20 protein-coding genes and 1 pseudogene are annotated in these 21,811 nt (G+C 47.9%); 3 read left to right on the top strand and 18 right to left on the bottom strand.

The genetic code is table 11. The features are described 5' to 3' along the window. Positions 1–11: 11 nt before the first annotated feature. Positions 12–950: an aldo/keto reductase family protein gene (locus MKY86_RS08305; RefSeq protein WP_076079040.1), complete on the bottom strand. Its 939-nt coding sequence runs from the start codon at positions 948–950 to the stop codon at positions 12–14. A gap of 66 nt (positions 951–1,016) precedes the next feature. Continuing rightward, entirely contained in the window at positions 1,017–1,604 is a 588-nt protein-coding gene (locus MKY86_RS08300; protein WP_076079041.1) for a TetR/AcrR family transcriptional regulator, read from the bottom strand. Between the two features lie 183 nt (positions 1,605–1,787). On the opposite strand from MKY86_RS08300, the gene MKY86_RS08295 reads away from it, so the two are divergent. Next, positions 1,788–2,750 carry an NADP-dependent oxidoreductase gene (locus tag MKY86_RS08295; protein ID WP_076079042.1) on the top strand — a complete coding sequence of 321 codons (963 nt, stop codon included), beginning with the start codon at positions 1,788–1,790 and terminating at the stop codon, positions 2,748–2,750. Positions 2,751–2,772: 22 nt separating this feature from the next. On the opposite strand, the gene MKY86_RS08290 is transcribed toward MKY86_RS08295, so the two are convergent. After that, positions 2,773–3,369, bottom strand: a complete 597-nt coding sequence (locus tag MKY86_RS08290; protein WP_076079134.1) for a TetR/AcrR family transcriptional regulator — start codon at positions 3,367–3,369, stop codon at positions 2,773–2,775. A 123-nt stretch (positions 3,370–3,492) separates the two neighbouring features. On the opposite strand from MKY86_RS08290, the gene MKY86_RS08285 reads away from it, so the two are divergent. Then, positions 3,493–4,038 (top strand): hypothetical protein, encoded by a 546-nt coding sequence (locus MKY86_RS08285; RefSeq protein ID WP_076079043.1) that lies wholly within the window; start codon positions 3,493–3,495, stop codon positions 4,036–4,038. Between the two features lie 40 nt (positions 4,039–4,078). On the opposite strand, the gene MKY86_RS08280 is transcribed toward MKY86_RS08285, so the two are convergent. Next, positions 4,079–4,684 carry a DUF1349 domain-containing protein gene (locus MKY86_RS08280; protein ID WP_076079044.1) on the bottom strand — a complete coding sequence of 202 codons (606 nt, stop codon included), beginning with the start codon at positions 4,682–4,684 and terminating at the stop codon, positions 4,079–4,081. Positions 4,685–5,409: 725 nt separating this feature from the next. On the opposite strand from MKY86_RS08280, the pseudogene MKY86_RS08275 reads away from it, so the two are divergent. Beyond that, positions 5,410–6,132, top strand: a pseudogene (locus MKY86_RS08275) (IS701 family transposase); the annotation flags it as partial. Between the two features lie 29 nt (positions 6,133–6,161). Here the strand turns inward: MKY86_RS08275 and MKY86_RS08270 are convergent. The 14 genes from MKY86_RS08270 to MKY86_RS08205 all read right to left on the bottom strand — a co-directional run bounded on the left by MKY86_RS08270 (position 6,162) and on the right by MKY86_RS08205 (position 21,805). Then, complete coding sequence (locus MKY86_RS08270) at positions 6,162–6,674, bottom strand: hypothetical protein (RefSeq protein WP_076079047.1); 513 nt, start codon at positions 6,672–6,674, stop codon at positions 6,162–6,164. Positions 6,675–6,689: 15 nt separating this feature from the next. Beyond that, positions 6,690–8,486 carry a hypothetical protein gene (locus tag MKY86_RS08265; RefSeq protein WP_076079048.1) on the bottom strand — a complete coding sequence of 599 codons (1,797 nt, stop codon included), beginning with the start codon at positions 8,484–8,486 and terminating at the stop codon, positions 6,690–6,692. Positions 8,487–8,595: 109 nt separating this feature from the next. Next, positions 8,596–8,895: a WXG100 family type VII secretion target gene (locus MKY86_RS08260; protein WP_076079049.1), complete on the bottom strand. Its 300-nt coding sequence runs from the start codon at positions 8,893–8,895 to the stop codon at positions 8,596–8,598. Positions 8,896–9,090: 195 nt separating this feature from the next. Continuing rightward, entirely contained in the window at positions 9,091–12,087 is a 2,997-nt protein-coding gene (locus MKY86_RS08255) for a DUF5704 domain-containing protein (protein WP_143803709.1), read from the bottom strand. A 324-nt stretch (positions 12,088–12,411) separates the two neighbouring features. Continuing rightward, positions 12,412–13,551, bottom strand: coding sequence for a stalk domain-containing protein (locus MKY86_RS08250; protein ID WP_083684997.1), 1,140 nt, complete (start codon positions 13,549–13,551; stop codon positions 12,412–12,414). Positions 13,552–13,566: 15 nt separating this feature from the next. After that, positions 13,567–14,553 (bottom strand): hypothetical protein, encoded by a 987-nt coding sequence (locus MKY86_RS08245; RefSeq protein ID WP_076079051.1) that lies wholly within the window; start codon positions 14,551–14,553, stop codon positions 13,567–13,569. Further along, on the bottom strand, positions 14,540–15,091 hold the full coding sequence (locus MKY86_RS08240) for a hypothetical protein (RefSeq protein ID WP_076079052.1): 552 nt from the start codon (positions 15,089–15,091) through the stop codon (positions 14,540–14,542). The genes MKY86_RS08245 and MKY86_RS08240 overlap by 14 nt, the downstream gene beginning before the upstream one ends. 15 nt (positions 15,092–15,106) lie before the next feature. Further along, positions 15,107–15,472 (bottom strand): hypothetical protein, encoded by a 366-nt coding sequence (locus MKY86_RS08235; RefSeq protein WP_076079053.1) that lies wholly within the window; start codon positions 15,470–15,472, stop codon positions 15,107–15,109. Continuing rightward, positions 15,469–15,996, bottom strand: coding sequence for a hypothetical protein (locus MKY86_RS08230; RefSeq protein ID WP_076079054.1), 528 nt, complete (start codon positions 15,994–15,996; stop codon positions 15,469–15,471). The genes MKY86_RS08235 and MKY86_RS08230 overlap by 4 nt, the downstream gene beginning before the upstream one ends. Before the next feature lie 24 nt (positions 15,997–16,020). Beyond that, positions 16,021–16,515, bottom strand: coding sequence for a hypothetical protein (locus tag MKY86_RS08225; protein WP_076079055.1), 495 nt, complete (start codon positions 16,513–16,515; stop codon positions 16,021–16,023). Between the two features lie 12 nt (positions 16,516–16,527). Further along, on the bottom strand, positions 16,528–17,040 hold the full coding sequence (locus MKY86_RS08220) for a hypothetical protein (RefSeq protein ID WP_076079056.1): 513 nt from the start codon (positions 17,038–17,040) through the stop codon (positions 16,528–16,530). A gap of 13 nt (positions 17,041–17,053) precedes the next feature. Then, on the bottom strand, positions 17,054–19,135 hold the full coding sequence (locus MKY86_RS08215) for a hypothetical protein (RefSeq protein WP_076079057.1): 2,082 nt from the start codon (positions 19,133–19,135) through the stop codon (positions 17,054–17,056). Next, the gene (locus tag MKY86_RS08210; protein WP_083685000.1) at positions 19,132–20,979 is read right to left on the bottom strand and encodes an ATPase, T2SS/T4P/T4SS family; all 1,848 of its coding nucleotides are present in this window, start codon (positions 20,977–20,979) and stop codon (positions 19,132–19,134) included. The genes MKY86_RS08215 and MKY86_RS08210 overlap by 4 nt, the downstream gene beginning before the upstream one ends. Next, entirely contained in the window at positions 20,972–21,805 is an 834-nt protein-coding gene (locus tag MKY86_RS08205; RefSeq protein WP_143803710.1) for a hypothetical protein, read from the bottom strand. The genes MKY86_RS08210 and MKY86_RS08205 overlap by 8 nt, the downstream gene beginning before the upstream one ends. Positions 21,806–21,811 lie beyond the last annotated feature (6 nt).

The following is a 21,811-nucleotide window of genomic DNA, read 5'->3' as shown; positions in this document are numbered from 1 at the left end:
CTCCCTCTCTCTTAACCGATAATCTCTTCAATTCGGGCCAGTATATCCTCATTCAGCTCAATACCGGAAGCCTTTACATTCTCCTCCACCTGCTCAGGGCGGCTCGCGCCGACCAGGGCACTTGCTACATTAGGCTGGCGCAGAATCCAGGCCAGCGCCAGATTGCCTACAGAGATATCCAGTTCAGCAGCAACCTTGCCCAGTTCCTGAACCTTCGCAAGCTTCTCTTCCGTAATTCCTTTGCGCATCCAGTCGAGCCGGGCTGCCCGGCTGTCTGCCGGAATCTCGGAGACCGAGCTGTATTTGCCGGTCAGCAGGCCTTGTGCGAGCGGAGAGAACACGACTTGTCCGATTCCCTTGCGCTGGCCAAGCGGGATAATCTCCTTCTCGATATAACGTTCAAACATATTATAGACCGGCTGATTGACCACGATATGATCCAGCAGATACCGGTCGGCAACCGCAAGGGCTTCGGTCATCTGTGCCGCTGTCCATTCACTGACCCCCACATAGAGCACCTTGCCCTGGCGGACCAGATCATCCAGCGCCCGCAGCGTCTCCTCGATCGGGGTCTCCGGATCATACCGGTGACAATAGAGCAGATCCACGTATTCAGCGCCCAGCCGCTTCAGGCTGGCATGGCATTGCTCGGTAATATGCTTCCGGGACAGGCCGCGGTCATTGGGACCGTCGCCCATGACCCCGAACACCTTGGTCGCCAGCACGTAGGATTCGCGCGGATAGCTGCTTAGGGTAGCTCCAAGCACCTGTTCCGCCGCCCCCTTCTCATAGACATTCGCGGTATCAAAAAAATTAATGCCCAGGGAGTAAGCGGTTTCAATGGCCTTAACGGCATTGTCCTGCTCCACATATCCTCCGTAGGTCAACCAGCTTCCCAGGCTAATCTCACTGACCTTAAGTCCGGTCCCACCTAATCTGCGGTATTTCATTAATCCTCTGCTCCTCTCTGAATCCGGCAGTTCCCGCCAACCGGTTGCTATATGCACCTACTCATTCTAGAACAATTTGGTAGAAATAGAAAGCGGAGCGGACGGCGGGACCATCTGGTTACGCTCCATGAGTGCCCACAATTGCCCGGATAGCTCTGTTGCTGAATAAGGCGTTGCACGCGTAACCAGCTGTTCGATCATGCCGGTCATTGCCACAGCCAGAAATTGCACCAGGATTCCCTTGTCCATCATCTTGTTAATGCCGCTCATATCCATCTGTTTGTCGAATCCCCGTATCAATACCGCCTGCAGACGATTTCGGAACGCGGGAACCCCTTGGTTAGCCAGCGCCGCTGCATAGAAGGAAGCATGCTCATCGAGGTAACGGAACGTATAGTGCAGAGCCGCCTCAGTGGGAAACAGCGCCTGCTCGCCACACGGCAGACAGCTGTCAATCAGCTTGACAAAATGTGTCCTGATGCACTGGTGCAGCAGATCGTATTTGTCGGTATAATGCGAATAAACGGTGCCCCGGCTTACATTGGCCCGCTCGGCTATTTCGTTTATCGTAATTTGTTCGAAGTTCTTCTCTGCAATCAGCTGGATAAAGGCTTCAATAATAGCCTCCTGCGATTTACGTATCCTTCTATCCATAAATAACCCCTTCTTCGCCCCGTTCGCCTTGATTTGAACACTTCAACAGATTCTGTACAATACTGAACACATTCCGAAAATCTAGCAATTGATGCAGCCATACCACACTGGTAGGATCATTATAGTGAACGTCTACTCGTAAATCAACAGAGGTTCAAAATACACGGATCGGAGGATTTAGCTATGCATGCAATTGCTATTCAGCATTATGGTAATCCCGAAGTATTCACAGAAGAGGTACTCCCTACTCCCGCTATCACCGAGACTCAGGTGCTCATTGAAATGTACGCCACAACTGTCAGTTCCGCTGACCAACTGGTGCGCTCAGGCGCAGTCGAGGAGTTGATGCAGCTGCAGTTCCCCCATGTGCTGGGAGTAGAAGTAGCCGGAATAGTGAGGGCGATTGGGAAAAATGTGTCACGGCTGAAGGTGGGCGACCGCGTCATGGGGCTCTCCAGGTCCGGCGGCGGTTACGCAGACTTCTTAGCTCTGGAAGAGAACTCAGCGGTTGTTATTCCGCTTGAGCTTTCCTTTCAGGAAGCTGCCGCCCTGCCCGCTGCAGCCTTGTCAGCCTGGCAGTCCTTATTCCAGTACGGCAAGCTGCACCCGGGCCAACGGATTCTTATTCACGCAGGCGCTGGAGGTGTAGGACATCTTGCGGTGCAAATGGCCAAGCAGCACGGCGCCTATGTCCTGGCCACAGCACGGGAGTATAATCATGAATTTGTGCGGCAGCTTGGAGCAGATGAGGTTATTGACTACACGACCACTGATTTCGCAGAAGCAACCGGAACAGTAGATATTGTACTGGATATGGTGAGAGAGACTTCCATTGATGCGGACACTGGAATAGGAGCAACCGAACAGAAGAACCTTCAGATTCTGCGGGACAACGGCAGGCTAATCTCCCTGGTAGACCCGATGATCACCACCCACCCCAAGGTTCGCGGAATCGAGGCCCAGTTTGCCTATATCGAGCCGAACCCAAAGGATCTGGCTTCCATTATCCAGCAAGTCCGCGAGCATAAGCTTAAGGTGCATGTGGAGGAGATTTTCCCGTTTACAATGCAGGGGATAGTAGGTGCGCATAATCATTATGAGACCCGGAAGGTTCGGGGGAAATTAGTGATTCTGAGACAGGGATAGAACATTATACAGAAACAGACTATTATGTCGCACTTGGAGTACAGATAGATTCCAGGTGAATATTTAGCACCCGGATCACACGTTGTTTATTCATCCTGTCAGGCTCCAGCATGGCATGAAGGGCCAGGCCGTCAATCAGAGCATACAGCCGTTCAGCTTCATCCCCCTTATCCAGCCCCTGCTTAAAGAGTGCGTGCTGATCCAGGTAGTCAATAATCTGCACAATCAGCGGATAGATCGCATCATTAAGCTCAACAGGCTTCTCCCCGCCAGTCTTGAGATGGAAGGTAAATGCGAACCATACCTCCATCTCAGCCATGCTGCTGTCGTCTGTAGGGAGCAGCTCCAGCAGCACCTTCAAAATCTGCTCCCGCGGAGGAAGCTCCGACTGCATAATGTCCACAATCCTCGCTGTTACGCGCTCCTTCACCAGATTCATAGCAAACTCCAGCAATTCATGCTGAGTGGAGAAATAATGGCGCAGCGCGCCCAAAGAAACACCCGCCTCGGCAGCAATATTACGCACCGTAGCCCCTTTGATTCCCTGCCGGATAATGACCCGCCAGGTGGCTTCGGCAATATTCGATTTTCGTTCGGAATGATCTACAATTTTTGGCATGCCCATATTGTAGCATACCCGAAATGATAAGCACAATTTAAATAATACGATTGTATTATTTAAAATCCGCTGTTATACTTCGACTAGGCTATAACTACTATCAACAATAACAAGGGGTGCTATATGAATCTGGTGGCATGGGCGATTGTGACCTGTGAGGTCTTGTTCTGGGTGGTCATTCTTGCAGGCTTTACAGCACGTTATATCTTCAAGCGGCCTACACTGGGGCTAATTTTCCTGGCGATGACTCCGGTCCTCGATATCCTACTGTTACTGATCTCCGGCGTGGATTTGGCACGGGGCGCTACCGCTACGACAGCACATGCGCTTGCGGCTGTGTATATTTCTGTGTCTCTTGTATTCGGTAAAAGCATGATCGCTTGGGCCGACGAACGCTTCCGCTACTATGTTACCAAGCAAGGGACGAAGCCGGCCAAGCGTTACGGCATGGACCATGCCAAGCATTATTTCAAGGGCTGGGTGAAGCACTTGCTCTCTTTTGTGCTCGCTGCCGGTATTCTGTATGGATTGATATTGTGGATCGACGATGCTGCCCGTACGGAGGCGCTGTTAAGTATCCTGACTGTATGGTCTGTCGTGGTCGGCATTGACCTGATCATCACTGTTACCTATTTCATCTGGCCCAGACAGGCCAAAGGTTCGAGCTAAGCTCCGGCAGGAGCGACTGGTTCATCGGAAAAAAGCCGGCTTATATGCCGGCTCTTATATTTTTCACCGTCCGCTGTTCCAGTGAGAAATGCTTGTAGATTCTATCCCCGCCATCGCCAGTAGGAGCCTGCGCCAATAACCCAACCTTGACTGTGTCTCCCACCGGAAGGTTAAAGAAACGCATCATGTCAAACCGTACGCCGTCGGTCGAATAATGAAAAGCAAAGGCATTTCCGGATCTGGCGGCCTGCAGCCATACCTCATTGCCGTCAATGTTACAGCCGTTCGCATCATCCGAGGTCTGGTTCGTAACTACGCTGACCACCGCATGGGTATCAAAATCTGTCAGCTCGAAGCAAGCCTTCGCCCAGACCGACAGGTCCTGCATAATCATAATGGAAGAAGAATCGTACGTGTCCCGGAAGTCATGACTCACCTTCACCCGCAGCACGAAATCCCCGGATACTTCAGTATAGAAGAAAGGCGCGTTGGTCAGACTCTCAGGCGTCAGCCCTTCTTCCGCAACCGCCCCGTTATTGCAGAAAAAATCACTGTTAGCAGTGGCCTCTATTATAATACTGTCCTCCTCAAACCTGATGTTCCCCTCATTCATCCATTGGTACGCTGCAAAATCAGTCTTGGTCATTTGGTAGTCCTCCTATTAATGGATAATTCTTATGAATTGTAAACGCATTCTCATAATATATCAAAAATACAAATAGATCTCAAAAGTATAATCCCCCTTCATCAATTTTTGCTTATATTTTTCAATATCCTGCAAAACTTTTTTAACAACCTCTGCTTCTAATTCTTCCTTTAATGTTGTGGAGGAAATAGAGGCGATTATTGAAAATACAACAAAAATAGGTAGATTAGCATAAAATCACAAATTAATTTTCGCAAGAAAATCTTGGAGGATTTTTTTACGGGTACGCTAGCAGTGAGTAATAAATCGTTCACCCGTTTAAATATCTCTTGGTTATCCAATATCATTTTTTTACTGTCTTGATCTGTATAACTCCGCAGTGTATCAATGCATATCTCGAATAATTCCTCATCATTTATACCGAGCAATGACATTAGAATATTAAGTTCATATACATTGCATTCATTATCCAAACAGTATGCTAATTTCCTCTGCCAATCTATTGGTTTACTAAGCACTTGATTAGACAATTCATCCCAATCCCGTGGATCAAAATCCGAGAGTATCTCGCTTGCAATGACACAGCCAGCATCGTACCAAGAATCTACTGTTGTATCAGCAGATAAAAGGTTATCTAGTTCTTTGTATATTTTGATGCCTCCAATTTATTTATAAATATAAATGAGCAAATTCACTTCCAGTAAACTGTAAATCAAAAAGAATAGATGGTGACTGCGACAGCGAAAGTTTTTCGGGGAAAGATCGTTGACCTTGCCGAGTATAGTCGTTGTCATCGTACTTCCCTTGGTCATTTTCTGACCGAAGGCAAGCGGGACGAAAGCGTGCTACAACATCGGGTTAACGTAGAGGCTTTGGCTCAGGTCAGGGAGATCTCTGAGCGTACCATCGAACGTATCGGCTTCCATCACTCGCACCTGCTGGGTAAATTTGTATTTGGCTATCAGCTCCAGGCCACCGTTGTGGCTTGTTCGGACGTATCCTTAATTCATTCGATCGACCTGTACGACAAGACACAGAAGAATCAGGACGGTAAAGTCGTTACGAAAATTGACGGGGTGTGTGATTTGGCGAAAACGCTTTGGTCGATTCTTGGTTTACCTGCCCTCGCGTGATCAATGCTTACGCTGCCGCAGGCTACCCCTTCATTGGAGCCCTGAAAACCAACCGGATTCTATATCCCCAAGGTATCCGAACTTCGGTGCAAGACTTCGCAAAGCACATCCGCAAAGAAGACGTTCGCCTCGTTACCGTCAACGGTTCGTCATACTGGATGTATCGCTACGAAGGGGCGCTGAATGGAATAGAGAACGCCGTGGTCTTACTCTGTTGGCCGAAATATGCCTTTGGTCAACCGAAAGCCCTACGCGCCTTTTGTTGCTCGGATATTTCACAGGAAACCGAAAATGATTGCCGCATACTATGCAAAGTTCATAAGCACCTTTTGTACATTCGTTAATTATACCCTCCCTATCTCCCCATCCACTCTGTCCAAATTAGCTTCACTAATATCTTGCTTAGTAACTTGTAACCCACGCCAATAATTTAGAGGATAAGCCGAGGTACCAACCAGCATTTCACCTTGTCGGATATAAAAACTCCCCCCTCGTTCCAGCAGTTTTATCATCGGCTCGTACAAATCCCTATATTCGTTCGCTTCCTCAACACCCTCATCTACTAATGAACAAATCTCTAAATGGTAATAACATATTGCTTTTATGTACAAATTATTAATGTCTTCGAGAATTGGACAAGCTTTCATTATATCGATATGAATGCTTTTTTGAAGAATGCTAGCAATACGAATTAATGGGTAGTTATCAGTACTAATAGATAATGTATCCAGCACTACATTAATCCTTCTAAAATATTCACTAATTAATACGTGATGCGATTCACAAAATTTATTTCCTGCCTTTTCAAAATCGATTAAGGATATACTGTTTACAGCATTATTGAGTAGTTCCCCCACCTAACGTCACCTCGCTCATTTAAACAAATTTTTAAAATAGTATTCTTCATATCCAGGAAAAGTCCAGTTTGGTTGAGAGGGGGCATTCTCATGCGCACCGGGTGGATACCCGTCAAATCTCCCCTTTAGTTCGTTCCATGATTCAAGCGTTCGATACTTTTGACCTGCTGCCATATAATTTCGTTCTGTGAGCTCGTGCGCTGCTAATTGCTGGAACCATTCTTTTTGTTTAGCAGATAAATCCCCTTGTTGAGCTATTCTCCAAGCAAAGGCAATCTCATCATCGGCAGCGAATCGTTCAAGTCTAAACTCTATTCCACCTGGTTGAGGAATTTGATGTTTGCCAAAAAACAAATGCTTTTTCATAGTTTTTATTTCCGCAATACTTAGTCCTGTATTTTGTGCCAAATTCTCAATGTCCTTCATTTTCATATTTCTTATTGCTGCATACTCAGCTTCTGCTGCACTATCATAATCCTTTATTCCAGAACCAGTAAATCTCTTGCCTTGAATTGTTCCACCACCCCCTCTAACCGCAGGATCGAAATCCTCCAGCAAAGGTTTCGCGGGGCCCATACCTTCAACCTCATCCAACGCTTTCATCTTACCAAAAGAGCTTCCAGTTATTCCAGCGTCAGGCTCTATTTGTCTGTTCTTTTGCGTTCCGGTCCTCACGTTAACGGTCCCCGTCCCGAAGACTTCGCTAATCCGGTCTGCACTCGCTGCTCCACGCAAGACGGACTCGAACTCGCTGGATAGATCACTGAGTACGAATTGCTGCTCGATTTGCATACCATAGAATTGGGCGGAGAGCACTTGCTCCAGTTGCGTCTTAGGCTGCGGTTTCTCTCCTGTGACTAGTTCAATGAGCGGGTCCACCAGATATTTATCGATAAAATCCTTTTTGGCCGGCTGGCTCTCCCAATCCGCCAAATCTGGTATGATACCTCCTGCATGTATAGCCTGCAACTGGCCTTTCGCCCACCCGCCTTTATCTCCAGGCTCCATGGCCATCCGCAGCAGCAGCAGATAAGATTCATTCTTCGGCAGCGGTACATTCCTTGTTAAGACGGATGGATCATAGTCACATGCCTGAAGCGCCGGTTGCTTGAAGTACATACTCAGGTCTTTACCCGCTGTATAGTGAACCTCATCTATCCCGAGCGAAGCCAGTGTCTGGCGCGCTTCATTTGCCTTCAGATGCACCGCATTCATCTGACTCTTGTTTCCAAAGCTCTCGTAGACTTTAAAAGCCATTTGTGCCTGCGCAATCTGATCCCGCGCTGTGAAGATATCCTTTAGCTTACTCTCAGCAGCAATAGCTCCAAGGCTTCCCGGCCCTGAGGCTTGGATGGTCAACCGGAGCTGTCTCACCGCAGGATCGCTATCCAGCTCATCCCGTCCTGGCAGAACAGCGAACGAACGGATTAGATTCGTAGCCGCATTTTGCGCAGCAGGCGGGATTGAACTCCGTCCCCCCACCTCTTGTGCTCCATCCCTTCCAAGCATCCCTGCAAATAAACTAAACTGCTGGGTCAACTGGGCCGCATTCCGTGTATTCTCCTCCTGAAGTCCTTCGACACCCCTAAGGGCAGTTCGGATAATATCCTCCAGCTTCTCTGCTTCTACGGTTAATTCGTTTATCAGCACCTGGACTTTCATCAGGTGGTCTCCCACTGGAATACCGCTCCAGCCGCTAGACTGGCCTTTCATCTGCAGATACAGCCGGTTCGTATCCTGGCTCACCTGTCCTATTTTCGTCTGCAGCCGCCGGACTTGCTCTGTATCAAATATAAGCTTTGCTGAAGCCATATGCTTCCTCCCCGCTTGCAGCTCATAAAATTAGCTATGCAGCGTTCTGCATAGCTAATTGCCTTCTTATGTAATAAAGCTCCTGGAGTATGGGTATTAACGAATCATTTTAGAAGCCGGATTGTGCCTTAATGACTGCCTGCGACAGCTCTTTGTATTTATCGGATACATTGTTCATGTGATCTCCCAAACCCTTCAGTGCCTCGGAGAATTGCTTGAACGTTTTGTCCATAGCATTCACTTTTTCCGTGAAATTCTTGGCAGCAGCATCATCCCACACCTGATTAAGGTTCTGAGTCGTAGTTTTTACGTTTTTAATTAAGGTGTCGAAATCCGCCTTTTGTTTCAGGATCACACTTGCCTGCTTCTTCAATCCTTCATAGTCCAATGTAACTTTAGGGCTTGCCATCATTAACCGCTCCTTTGATTAAATTTTTTTATATAAAAATGAATTTGAAAAGTCCTGTAACTCTATGAGAAATTCCAAATTCATTAATATAGCATCAGTGTGCTCTTCCATTATTATCGGTCAATGGACTCAATAATCTTATATATAATCCCTATAAATATTATTTTTAACTTCTAAGGAATTTAATTCAATATCTTATCTACCCTGCCCCAGATAGTCATTACGCACCGAGAAATCCGATTCGAAGAGCATGATATCCCCGGAAGAAAAGAAAAAGGTCTGTCCCCGTTCATCTGTTGCGCCTGTCATCTGTCCCTCGATCGCCCACATATTCGCAATCGGCGCCTTGTAGCCCAGAATCCGCGTATCCGCATCTCCGTTCTTGAGGGTGTAGATTTCAAACTTCACAAGAATATAGCCGCCGGTAATGAATTCTGGCTCATGTCCGTCCAGTGAACCCCCATATTGATTCGCAAGATTGAGCAGATTCGTTCCTTTCGGAAGGATATATGGGGCAATGGGCAGGTTATACTCGCCATACCAATGCTGAACACTGCGGACAGCCGTGATTGGATCTACGACTGCCGGGATGTCCGTTGGACCCACCAGGGTACGGGATTTGTAGGACAACACTTCGAGATTATAGCCTGCTCCAATGTTGGTTTTGCGCTTCAGATATTGCGGGTAGAATTTGATCCAAGGCTTCTTCTCTCGCTCTTCTTGGGTGAGTATATAGTTATACTCGTAGCTGGCTGAAGTGGATAGCTCACCATCCGCAATATTCCGCAAGCCATCTGCCAGGCGGTAAGTACGGCTATAGCTAAGCTTGTCCTTGGAAGAGCCCACCCCAATCAGCTTATTCTGCGAGCCGGAAATGTCATAGTACAGATCTACAGGGGCCGCAGCACCTCCGCTCTTCGGGATGAAGTAGAAGCTGGGTTCAATCCGTATGCCCTCGCCCGGCTGCCACAGATTTCCGATGGTCCGAAAATCAAACAGAAAGGAATACCCGTTATGCGGCACCGTCAATTGCTCCGTGGGATGAGAGCCCTTGCGGATCGGCAGTTGCCATTGTGGCTGTCCGCTCAAAGCTGTGGGAATTCCGTTCTCATCATTGCCGCCGGTGTAGTACATTGCAGTACTATGCGCAAGAGTGCCTGTTCCGGTGCGAAATACCTTTTCAAACCGGAAATCTCCAATATCCCAGATTCTAAAATCAAACAGCCGGCCCACCACACCCACATTGAAGTTTTCCGCTGCACAGTAATTGACAAGATCTCCATTCAGGTTCTGTTGACACAGATATTCACCGTCTGACGGGGCATTAATCGCCCAGGACTGAGTACGCACCGTATAGTCCCCTTCATTCACCCAGGTAGGTAGAGTAAAAGTCATAGCTGGAGTGCCCACCGGGATGGATATCCAGGTATTGTCCGGATAGTATTGACTGCCCTGAAACACCCCGAACGGAAATTGAATGCGTTTGTCCTTCGTATATTTACTGTAGTCCCGGTTTCCATACCCCGGAATCCCCAGATGCTGACCGCTCTCCGTAAAATATACAGTGAAGGGCCGGTCCAGAATCAGCACCGTCCGTGTCATGTCCGGCTCCATCCGCTGGTCGAACGGCCGGTTATCATCAGGAAGCTGGGAGTAATTGACGACTGGGGTATGGACTGTTACAGAGTTAATCGGGGAAATGGGATACTCTTGATCCCCGTTCCCATCCACATTTTCGGGCAGCATGGTGTAATAGATTGTCCCCGTACTGATAGTATCTGCACGGTTAAGCAAGTATCTGTTAATCATCAGCCCGCCTTCATAGAGCACTTCGTCTTCAATCATGGGTGGATCTGGAATCCTTCCCGGAGTGGGTCCGGTTCCTGTAGCCACACTATCATCCATAATCGTCTCCCCGTTAAAGACTAGGCGGTCATTCTGAACCTCAGGATCTTCGGTTTGGCTTTCTGCCAGCTCTTTGAGTGTTGCTGTATCATCAACATCATTTTCAGTTGGCTCGTGATCGCCTCCATCCACTACATCCGGTGTAAAGGATAGACTCCCCGTCTCTTTAGGAACAACATGGTCCTCAACCTCTGTGCTATTGGCAAGTTCAACTACGGGCGCTTCATAATTGTTAGGGTATAGAGTCACTTCCCCTCCAGGCAGTGCATAGTTTGCCATTCGGGCCTGATCGATTTGGTAGACGGATAACTTGTCTACTTGCCAGTAGGCATATTCCCTTGGAGTCAGCTCAAAGGTGTACGTTTTTTTGAAGGATGAACTTTTAGGCAGCGGCAACTGGGGAATCGTTGTATTATCAGGCCCCGGAAGATCCGGCTGCGCTTCCTCCCACTTCGTAGGGTAAGTGACTTCTACTTTGCAGGAGTAGCGAACTTGACCTTTCATATTGGCAAAGGTATGGTCAAACAAATAATTTCTGCCCCAGACATTAGCATATAAGCTCTCTGAAGTAGGAATGCCTAGTGGTGCTTCAAAATGAATTCCGTTCGCTGAATCGTCACCCTTAATGACTCCATTCGCACCCGGCTCCATAAAGGATATTTGCGGAGAGTCGGCGGTGCTAGGCGGTTCAATGGTAAATGTGCATTCACCGGCCCCTTCTCCTCCACCCGGATCAGGAGGGGTATTTACTTTTTTATAACTGGCTACCATATTCACTCCGCCTACATACACCTTAAAGTTACGCTGAACCAAACCCGGATCATTTGCAGATTTGCGCTGAATATATAGCTGTTCGCCTGATCTCAGAACCGGTGAAAGCCAAGATTGGTCAATCGCATAGGACTGTCCTCCAGATTCAACGGTTAGCGGGAAAGATTTGGTTATAGTAAAGCCCGCCTTATAATTACCGATTAATTGTTTACTTACGACCGTCCCGTTGGACAGCTTAAGAATCATAGTAACGGGATAATCCTCCCCTTGAAAGGGTACAGTGACATCAAAATATTGTCTTAAATCTCCGGGATTGGCCCAAGATTCTGCATGCGTGATATCGTATAACGTATGGTAGGGACCTGATACCTGGGTTGGGTTCGACCTTGGGCCTGTGACTACGCGCATAATGGCGCTGGCGTATAACGGAGTCCCTTCAGAGATGACTTGTTCCGCTTTCGCTTTACCGATAGCGTCCAGAACCTCGGCTTTGGTCCAGACAAAGTTTGTAGTCACCTTCCCATTAGCGATAGTTTCCGATTCTATATGTCCTCCGCCGGAATCCTGCAATTTAAACCGTTTGTTAGCCGGTAATGACGTTGGGTCACATTGCTCCCCACTTCCGGAACCACTACATGTTGGCTGTGTATGAATGTACCAGCCCACCGTTTGAAAGCGGATGCTTGAAGTGGCTTCATTAGAAATGGTTGTATAGCTAAATGCCCCATTCTCAAACCTAGCTATAAAAGCAGCCCCAGCAATATCTGAGAATGAAGAAAGTAACAAAGAAATTAATAGAATAAGTATTAAACTATAGCCGCTCTTACGCCACATCTCCCATCACTTCACTTCATACATAATTGAATTTTCAAACAAACTGGATAGTGCATCTACTGTCATATGATTGAATGGGTCTCCGTTATAGTAATTTGTAGACACGGCTATATCCGCATACCCTTCATACCAGACTCCCTTTTTTAATCTCTCATTGTTCTTATAGTGTGTGGTCGAAAAATACTCATCAAGCATCAAATCTTTATACTCTGTAAAACTATTAATTCTGAACCGGAACTTGGACCGGACACGAAAATCCCCGGTTCCCGGAGCATATATAACTGAAGGCTCCGGATCGATTGACCCTTCAATCTGAATTCTGTTCTTCTTCACCCATTCAGCATATTCTCTTATATAATTCTCACGAACGGATACGGACTGATTCTCATACTTAAAGACTTCCCTCGCAAATTCCACCGGATTGATCGTCTTGTAATCCACATTTAATCGCAGATTATATCCTATATTCATCCGGTTAATGACCTTTGCTATACCTTCGCTTGTCACCCTTTTAATGGCATACAAATTCGCCCCAGTATCAGCTCTCTTGACAATATAATTTATGGTATTTTTCATTTCATACATCTCATTTGGGATGTCTTCCAGAATATAAGGGTAGTCCTTATAATTCTTCGGCAGGTTTGTCGTACGAATTTTTCTGCCGAAATCGTCCAGCTTGCCAAGCTCTTTACCAGGTGTATGAATATGTACACTTTGAATCAATTCATCTACTTCGACTTCTGCACCCAGAAGATCGCTAACAACCGTCAGGGGAATCATTGTCATCCCGTCTTTCTGTACTACCTTGGCTCCGAGTGCTGTAGGCACTCCGTTTACTTTGGCATAGGAAGAACCTACAGTAAGAATAATATTATTCTCCTTCTGCTTAAGGGTTAGCGCCTTCGCAGCTGCATTCCAGCTCGATTGTGTCCCCAGCTTGCCGGAGATGATGCGGAACGGAATCATTGTTATTCCATTCTCTGCATAGGGATATCCTGCCGCTAACGGAGATTTGATCCCGTCAAAAATAACGCTAACCGCCTGGGATGATGCTCCTTCAGCTCCCGCAGTATTCATGGTCAATGCCATACTCACCATTACGCTCATTCCTATGATTAAACTTTTACTGATGCTGAATAATTTCATTTCAATTCTCCTCTGCTAATGGATATAAACCGAACAATCCTCTATAAAATACCCTTTCCGCACAGCCTCCTCAGGGTCGAATAGGCTTTCTATCACAGTAGCTCCAGCTGGTAGACAGCTTTCTCCGTAAGCGATATGCCTGCCGGCGGCATTCTGGGTTCCGACCAGACCCTTCCGCTGCATGACCGCCCCGCTGCCTAAGGAGTAAGCATCCAGCAGCTCTCCGCCCGGAAGCGGATATCCCTGGATAAACGCCATAATACCGGTGTCCTGTATGGACTGCTCCTGCAAGCCGCGCGGGAGGGTGAACTGCACGGATAATCCCATCCGTCTCACCAATTCCAGATGCCTGTTAATGGCTGTGGCCAGATCCTTTTCCACCAGTGAAGTGATCGTACTCTGCCTCACCTCACGAAATTTATCGATCGAAGTAAGCGGGTCAAGATTGGTCTCCGCAGTCAGTGCTGCATACTCCCCCTCATAGAATTCATTAGACCCGGTATTATACACCCGTGCGTGATCATCCAAAGTAAAATAGAGCAAATTACCGTTCCTGAGCTTATAGTAATAGGGCCGCTCAGGCCAACTGACGGGTGTAAGCTCTTTATCTCCGCTGTAGCTGGCTGTGTCGTCCAGAGTCACCAAGGTGTATCCGTTATAACCGAACATCACCAGTGCAGGTATATGTATTTTCAGATTATTGATTGCGCTCTGATTGTTCTCCAGTCCAAACTTCATGGCCAGATTACTGTAAAATACACTAAGCACATCCTGATCCATCTGCAGCTGCAGTTCCCTCCCGTAATGCACCGCTGTGGTGGTTGGCTGCTTCTCCAGCCGTGCCAGATAGCCGCCCGCATCATCCACCGCAGACTGAAAGTCATCCGAGTAGCGTTTATACATCTCCTGATTGGATAACTGAAGCTCCGCTCGCGTGTCATTCATAAGCACCAGCGGGATGATCAGAATCAGAAAAATAAGCACCACACTAAGGGGCTTCACTACGTACCATCCCCCCGTACTTCAGATTGACCGGAATCAGTTCACTATGAAACAGCAGAGAGCGCATCCGTGAGGCCAGCGTTGTGCCTGCGGATTCCAGCCGGACATTGAATAAGTCGCCCACATGCATAGTGAATCTTCTCTGGGGATTATCCGCTGGAATGGAAACGCTTGAAGCCGGATACAAGACATTCAGTATATCTTTGTTGAAATAGCCATCGAACCGTACACTGAAGCTATTCTGGAATGTGGAGTAATCATCCGGATTACCGTATAAGGGCTGCAGATTCTTTTTGTAATATTCCAGCTTGACGTCAAATACACCGTAGGAGGCATCCAGCGAATGAAGGAACAGCTCATAATCGCCTACGTCCACATACCCCTTACTGCGAACTGTATCGACGAATTCCACCACCGCTGCATTGGCTGCAAGCTTAGTATTCCTCTCGACAACTTCAGATTGGCGGAATGCCGGATACACCCCGAACACGAAGGCCAGTAGAATTACGATAATCACACCTTTCAGTGCATCTGCCATACAGGCTCTCCTTTCTCAACGGGTGGCAGAGATTTGCTTGATCATCTCATCCGTCCGGGTAACCTCTAACCGATAAGCCGTACCCGGCACTTCACGTAAATCGATGGCTGTGAGATCTGTAGCTTCATTAATAACCATGCCGTCGATATATAAAATATAGTCCCCCTCGAGCGCCGCAGGGATCATGCCCAGCACTTGCTCTCCGTTTATCCGCTTCAAATCACCTGTCCCTGTGTAAAGCGCGGATGCAACTGTTCGCTGCTCCGGCTGCCGGAGTTCAACAGCAGAGTTCTCCCCTTCCAGCCGCAGAAACGTAAAGCCGCCCACAGCGAACAAAATCCAGGCAAAGAGGGTTAGGAGGAACTGGATCCCGTTTTTCATTTAACTTCATTTTGATCAAATTCGATTAATCTGACCTCATCATTCTTATCTCTAAATACGGTGGCTTTAAATAGTGAAAGTGTATTTACATTGTAGTTATCTGAATCCCCCAATTTTATACTCTGATCCAGCATTTCTGAGACACTGTGAGGTTTTGCCGAAGAATTTTCCTTAAAACTAGCAGTGGGGTTATCTTCTGACACTGCGGGAATACCATAATAAGTTTCATAAGTATTTTCCGCGTAGAAGCCCGACAAATTCACTCCGGTTTTAATTAGAATGGAGAATTGGGGACGTCCTCTAAACTTCATAGCCGCATTAATTACATCCTGGCCGGAAACCACCTTATTATCATAGCTATTGAACTCTGCCTGATTAATCATCTGGGTCTGGGCCAGCGTCTGCTCCTGGGCGCGGATGAAATAATTGTTAATTACCAGATAGATACTGACACCCGCCGCTACGATTAGAATGGTTACTATAATTCCGATCACCCATTTAAGTCCGGTCGATATATTCTCCATGGTTGGCTCTCCTTTCCCGTAATTTTAGGGCTGTTTAAATACAATGAGCCTGACTTCTTGGTTCTTATCTCTGTAAACTTGAGCGTGGAAGCGTCCCAGTGTGTTCACGTTACAATCATTATTTTTTATATCCAGCATTGCAGAAACACTTCTGACGTCTCCCTCTCCCTCTTGATCCAACTCTACCACTCCAGAATCCAGATCTTTATATTTAGCACCATACGTATTCTCCGCATAAAATCCTTTTGTCTGGTTCTCCCCTGTATATATCTTTATCGCGAATTGCGGGCGCCCCTTATAACGCATCGCCGCATTAATTACATCCTGGCCGGAGACATCCTTGTTATCGTAGCTGTTGAACTCCGCCTGGTTAATCATCTGGGTCTGGGCCAGCGTCTGCTCCTGGGCACGGATGAAGTAGTTGTTAATGACCAGATAGATACTGACTCCGGCTGCGATAATCAGAATGGTAACGATGATGCCGATGACCCATTTGAGTCCTGTTGAGATATTTTCCATAGTGCCCTCCCTTTAATTAGCCCTGAAGTAGATAGCGGCAATGCGCTCATTATGGTCTTTGATCAGCGTCGCCCTGAACCTGGATTGGGGGCTGATATAGTATTGGCTAGAAGCATCCGAAATCGCCTTGTCATTCACTGTGTTAGAATCAGTCCCCGTTCCTTCTTTAAAAGCTTCCCCGTAATAATCAAAGGCACGGCAATAGCCGTCTCCGCTTGGATTCATACTAATGTATCTATTAGAATCAGGCTGACCATAGACATAAGGCCGCTCCACATATAGACAGAAGTTCTGCTCCGATTCATACCGCCGGTAAGCGGTCAGAATCTGGGATCCGCTGACCAGCTGATTATCGAAGGCGGCATATTGCTGCTCCGAGAGCTCCCTGGCCTGTGCGGCCGCCTGGCTGTTGGCCAGCTCGACTACAGGCTGTGTCTTCCCCCAGAGGAACAGCCCCGCTGAGATGATGGCTAGTGTAATCAGAATGGATATGGTGGTCTTCAAGAAGCTTGCTATATTCTCCATGCCTGTATCTCCTTCACATTTTGCCAGTTACAACAGTCAGGTCACCCAGCTGCTGGAAGGCCATATAGACGAAGGGAAGCAGTAAATATAAGGTGAACGTTGCCTGCATCGGCAAGAACCCGAACATTTTACCCAGTGTGTTCTTCCTGCTGATTACCTTCTCATAGTGCTCCTTGCGCTGATCCATGGCGAACGCCCGCTCTGCATCCATGTCATCGAACGCCTTCTTCACTGGAATCAGATCTGCAGCAACCTGCAAGCGGTCCGCCAGACGTTCGAGGGGTACGAACCGCGCATCCTCCTTCAGCCGGTCTATCGCATCCCAGCCACCAGCCTCATAATCTAGCATGCACCGCAGCAGCTGCCGTTCAAATATATAGCTGTACCGGTGCAGCCACTCTATCATTTCATACACGCTGATATTGGGAAATTGGGATAACATCATGGAGAGAGTATTGAAGCCGTCCACCTCATTTTGCATTTCCCATTTCCGAAGCTGTGTGCGGATGAGCAGGAACAGATCGGGCACGTAGAAGCCGGCACAGGCCAGCGTAAAAGCCAGCACAAGCTCATACCATTTGAAATATTCCTGATGATATTGGTCCACCTGATGAATCAATTGCTGCGCATACGCCTTCTGATCCGTATTGAACTGCAAAAAATGCTTGTTGTCCGCTTTCTCCTGAATATAGATCAGCATCTCATCCGGTGTAATATCCTTTGCTATCAGTTCGCCCATTAAAGATTGTTCAAAAGCGTATCGTTCCTCGCTGAGCATCCTTTGCGATTCGGTCTGATTGCCGCCTGTCGTAATCTGCACATTGGGGTGCAGAAGGTTATGCCTGATGCTCCCATGGATAGAGAATTGAAGCACCAGAACCAGCAGGAAAATCGCTGCTGCCGTTAAGCTTTTCTGCAGATAATACGCATGCTGGGACAACCCCGAGTTGGCATCCTTCAATCGCCGGGCAACCTTGAAATGAACTGGCTCATGCTCTGCCGGAGTAATGCGGTCTGCTGCCCGGAAGACCCATTTCCGCTTCAGCAGCCGGTTCAGCCATTTCCCTTCATCCTTGATCGCCTGGGTATCTTCATCCACACCCTTGAGAATCCGCAGCGCAATAAAAGATACAATAAAAGTGATATACAGCAGGATTAATGAGTACAGCCCCCAAGCGGAATTATAGTAATTAGATACAACCGGAAACATATTCTCCGCCCAGTTACGGATCGGGTCCAGCATGAAGACTGGTGAAATGGCCACAAAAACGATGCCATACAGCAGCCGGTCAATCCGCTCCCGGCGGTTAATATCCATATGGATCTCTTCTCTGATGTTACCGAGCATGGATAAGTAAATGGAACGTTCGCCTTTATGAATATCCGCATCGCCGTATTCGCCTATCTTGTAACTGACTCCGGCCAATTGCTTCATGTACCGGTTCGGCGCCACTTCATAATATTTCTGCAGCTCATCCTCCGGGTCTACTGCCGCAAGAATTCCGGCAATCTGCCGGGCGTGTACAGCAACCATCGGCTTAGAACGCTCCGCTGAATTCTCCAGGCTGACTTGTACCATATGCGTCTGATGATATTCATGCCGGATGTCGAGAATCATGGAGGACTGGTCATACAGCATCTGCTTCACTAACCGTCCGATGAAGAGATCACTCAGGATGCCTCCCATATAGACGGAGACCAGCATAATGGTTACCCGGCTAACCCATGAGGTGGTCCAGAAGAAGGACAGCAGCGAGATTAGCAGAATACAGGCAAGAATCATGACCGTCAGCGCAGCCGAACGGCTTCTGACCATGATCTCATTACCGGCATGGATGATCGTCAGGCGTGAACGGATACGGTGAAGAAGCTTCTTCACCACCGGCAGCTCATCCAATACCGGGTAGGCTTTATGTGCTTGCTCGAGCCATTTTTTCTCCTTGGTTCGTGTCGGCAGCAATGCCTTCAGGCGTTTTTGCTCCTGATACTGTGTTCCTTTTAATTTGCGCTGCACTATACTGAGCAGAATGAGCAGAATAGCCAGCAGAAGGCCCAGGGAGATCAGGACAATCAACATTACCGTTTGCAGATTCATGCGGACTGCCCCCAATATCGTTCGATAAAGGCTTCAAAACGCCCGGCCTCATCTTTATCCATATTCTTCAGCATCTCTTCCATTTTCCGGCTGCTGATCGGTTGCTTCGCTACGTACTCCCCGGCTTCCCACACGATGATATCTGTATAGCTGTAAGCACGCCGGTCCGTCATCCGTCCGAAATATTCGGAAATGGTATCCATGAATGCATCCAGCTTCTCCATGGAAGTCTCCTGGTTCTTATATTCCTGAGGATACTCATACTGTGAATCCGCCGGAATGATCTCGGTAATGCGCTCGATATAACGTTTGCCGGCACGCAATACCAAATGAACATTGAAGCCAAGCGCCTCAACGACCTGAACCTCGGCAATCTTCTCATTGCTGAAGGCTCCCGAAGCGACAAGACTGTTACGCAAAGCGCTGATCAGATTGGGTAATGTTTTGCCGTGATGCGTAAAGAGCGTATATTCGGAAGCCACCTGGGCTGCCTGAATGACATAACTGACAACGCTGTGCGTGGCCGCTTCACCAACGATATTCACCGCACCATCGGTTTTCTTCTGCACATCCAGCCCGTCCTGTCCGCTGACAGAAGGAGTCTCCCGGAAGGACAGAATATTTTTGCCCGGATACATTTTTCTCGCCCAGATCTCAAAGGACGTCTCCTGAATCCGGATGTTCTTCGCATCAATGTACTTGATCAGCGCCTTCAGCAAGGTGGTTTTCCCGGAGCCCTGCCGGCCGGTAATTGCAGTAACCTGATGACCCAGAATCAGAAATTCCAGCATTTCTATAGCCAGCGGCGCCCCTTCATCTGTAATCTGCTGCTCCAGTTCTACCAGGGAATCATTGAATTTGCGGACAAAAAAAGCCCAGCTCTCCGCCATTTTTGGCCGGACCACCACCACTCTGCTTCCATCCGCCATGTCATTAATAATGTAACCCTTGGATTCGTTCAGCTGTCCCGGATTTCCGAAGCCGTAAATATTCTGACAGACCCGTTTGAGCTCCTTCTCCGAACCGAAGCTTAAGAATTCCAGATGGAGTGACTTTCCGCGGTAGAAGGTCCAAACAGCGTCATAGGATTGCGGAAGGAAATGCTGCTGCTTCGTATACTCCAGAAAATCTGTGGTCTGGACAACATCCGGCGGCATCCCACTTGTTCCCCCGTTGACACCGTCAATATTCTGGTCCCGCAGCTCATCGATCACACCCAGACCTTTATAGATTTGGTACGCTCTCTGTACAATCACCTCAACCTTGTCCTGAAAGGACAATCCCGGATGCTCTGCGCTGTAGATGCTGCGAATTTGCTCTTCGGTAACCTTGTAGCCCTTAGAACCATCAGGCAATCTATGCAGCGTATCCAAATTGTATTTGCTAACCATTTCATTGAAGGCATTCTGCCCATAGTCTTTCTTGAAGGTATAGAGCAGGATGTCGAAACAGTCCTGGGAAGTCAGCCGGTTAGCATGACCGAAGGGGATCACCTTATCTGCATTCCCCTCATCCAGCCCATAGGTCTGCAGCAGCAGATCCTTCATATAGAGCTTCACATATCTCTTAGCTGATAAATCGCCGTGCATGCAAGAGCGCAGCGCCTTCTGCAGTTCTCTGCGCCGTGCCTTGCGGCGGTTGTATTCTTCCTCGCTGGGGCTTCCTTCATATAGTGAAGACGCAATAATCTCCTCGAAGGCTCTCCTCAGAAACTGCACAATTTCGTTCATATCGTACTTCAATTGAACGGCAGGCGGCGCTGATTTCTTGCTTTTGCCTACCCATAAGTACAGGAATACTCCAATAGCAGCCAGCACAACAATGATCAGGATGATATTAATCATTCGCAGCGTCCAATTCCATTACAGGGAAAATCTCCAGGGTCTGCAGGATCAGCTTCCCCATTTGGCGTGTCGCATCATTGAAGTAGACATCCTCGTTGAAGTCCAGGAACCGCTTCCTGGCTTCCCGTGTCTTGAGCAGGAACTGAATGATGCGTTGTTCGTTCAGAGCATCCATGTAATTGATATGATGTGGAATGAAGCCGACTTCATTTTTATGCAGTCCGTATTGCTTCATAATTTTTTCTTTATTAAATCTGGCTTTACGTTCATAAGAACCCAGACAATACAGAACCGGTTTGTTGTCTGGCACTGGAGCTTTGCCCTTCTGCGTGAAGTAGGCATTCAGACTGGACTGGCTCTGATTCAGATTCACTACAATTAAATCTGCCTGCTTCATAACCATCTGAGCCACCTCCGGGTCTTCACCGGTAGCAATCTCTACAAACAGCAAATCATAAAAGCGTCTATAGTCTTTAAAAATATGCGGCAGCAACAGCTCCGGCTCATGCTTCTCCGTAATCACCGACCCTCTTAATAGCTCCAGGCGGTTCTTAAGAATAGATTCTGCATGATCCCGTATTCCTTCAGGAGTAAGCATCCCGCACTGCACCAGCCGCTGAATCGCATCCAGCCCGCCCGAGCTGCTTACAGTCTGGCCAAGGGACCTTGTCTGTGAGAAGACATACTCCAGCATGCCTTGTCCGGAATCTGTATGGGTCATCAGCACCCGGATATGATGATCCAGCGCGATGGTTGCCGCAACAGCGGCCATATTCGAGGTCGTTCTCCCCTGCCCTTGGGCAGGTCCCCAGAAAGCTACAAGCACAATGAA

Origin of the sequence: Paenibacillus sp. FSL R7-0333 (assembly GCF_038000365.1) — a bacterium.
Classification (GTDB): Bacteria; Bacillota; Bacilli; order Paenibacillales; family Paenibacillaceae; genus Paenibacillus_AQ; species Paenibacillus_AQ silagei.
Note: the sequence above shows the minus strand (reverse complement) of the source record. Positions and strands in the feature narration are given on the sequence as shown.

What these genes read in the sequence shown, in the direction of transcription:
- MKY86_RS08280 (WP_076079044.1), bottom strand. Translation starts at nt 4,684, where the DNA reads ATGACCAAGACTGATTTTGCAGCGTACCAATGGATGAATGAGGGGAAC.
- MKY86_RS08215 (WP_076079057.1), bottom strand. Translation starts at nt 19,135, where the DNA reads ATGAATCTGCAAACGGTAATGTTGATTGTCCTGATCTCCCTGGGCCTT.
- MKY86_RS08265 (WP_076079048.1), bottom strand. Translation starts at nt 8,486, where the DNA reads ATGGCTTCAGCAAAGCTTATATTTGATACAGAGCAAGTCCGGCGGCTG.
- MKY86_RS08290 (WP_076079134.1), bottom strand. Translation starts at nt 3,369, where the DNA reads ATGCCAAAAATTGTAGATCATTCCGAACGAAAATCGAATATTGCCGAA.
- MKY86_RS08230 (WP_076079054.1), bottom strand. Translation starts at nt 15,996, where the DNA reads ATGGAGAATATATCGACCGGACTTAAATGGGTGATCGGAATTATAGTA.
- MKY86_RS08295 (WP_076079042.1), top strand. Translation starts at nt 1,788, where the DNA reads ATGCATGCAATTGCTATTCAGCATTATGGTAATCCCGAAGTATTCACA.
- MKY86_RS08220 (WP_076079056.1), bottom strand. Translation starts at nt 17,040, where the DNA reads ATGGAGAATATAGCAAGCTTCTTGAAGACCACCATATCCATTCTGATT.
- MKY86_RS08285 (WP_076079043.1), top strand. Translation starts at nt 3,493, where the DNA reads ATGAATCTGGTGGCATGGGCGATTGTGACCTGTGAGGTCTTGTTCTGG.
- MKY86_RS08305 (WP_076079040.1), bottom strand. Translation starts at nt 950, where the DNA reads ATGAAATACCGCAGATTAGGTGGGACCGGACTTAAGGTCAGTGAGATT.
- MKY86_RS08225 (WP_076079055.1), bottom strand. Translation starts at nt 16,515, where the DNA reads ATGGAAAATATCTCAACAGGACTCAAATGGGTCATCGGCATCATCGTT.
- MKY86_RS08250 (WP_083684997.1), bottom strand. Translation starts at nt 13,551, where the DNA reads ATGAAATTATTCAGCATCAGTAAAAGTTTAATCATAGGAATGAGCGTA.
- MKY86_RS08240 (WP_076079052.1), bottom strand. Translation starts at nt 15,091, where the DNA reads ATGGCAGATGCACTGAAAGGTGTGATTATCGTAATTCTACTGGCCTTC.
- MKY86_RS08300 (WP_076079041.1), bottom strand. Translation starts at nt 1,604, where the DNA reads ATGGATAGAAGGATACGTAAATCGCAGGAGGCTATTATTGAAGCCTTT.
- MKY86_RS08235 (WP_076079053.1), bottom strand. Translation starts at nt 15,472, where the DNA reads ATGAAAAACGGGATCCAGTTCCTCCTAACCCTCTTTGCCTGGATTTTG.
- MKY86_RS08260 (WP_076079049.1), bottom strand. Translation starts at nt 8,895, where the DNA reads ATGGCAAGCCCTAAAGTTACATTGGACTATGAAGGATTGAAGAAGCAG.
- MKY86_RS08210 (WP_083685000.1), bottom strand. Translation starts at nt 20,979, where the DNA reads ATGATTAATATCATCCTGATCATTGTTGTGCTGGCTGCTATTGGAGTA.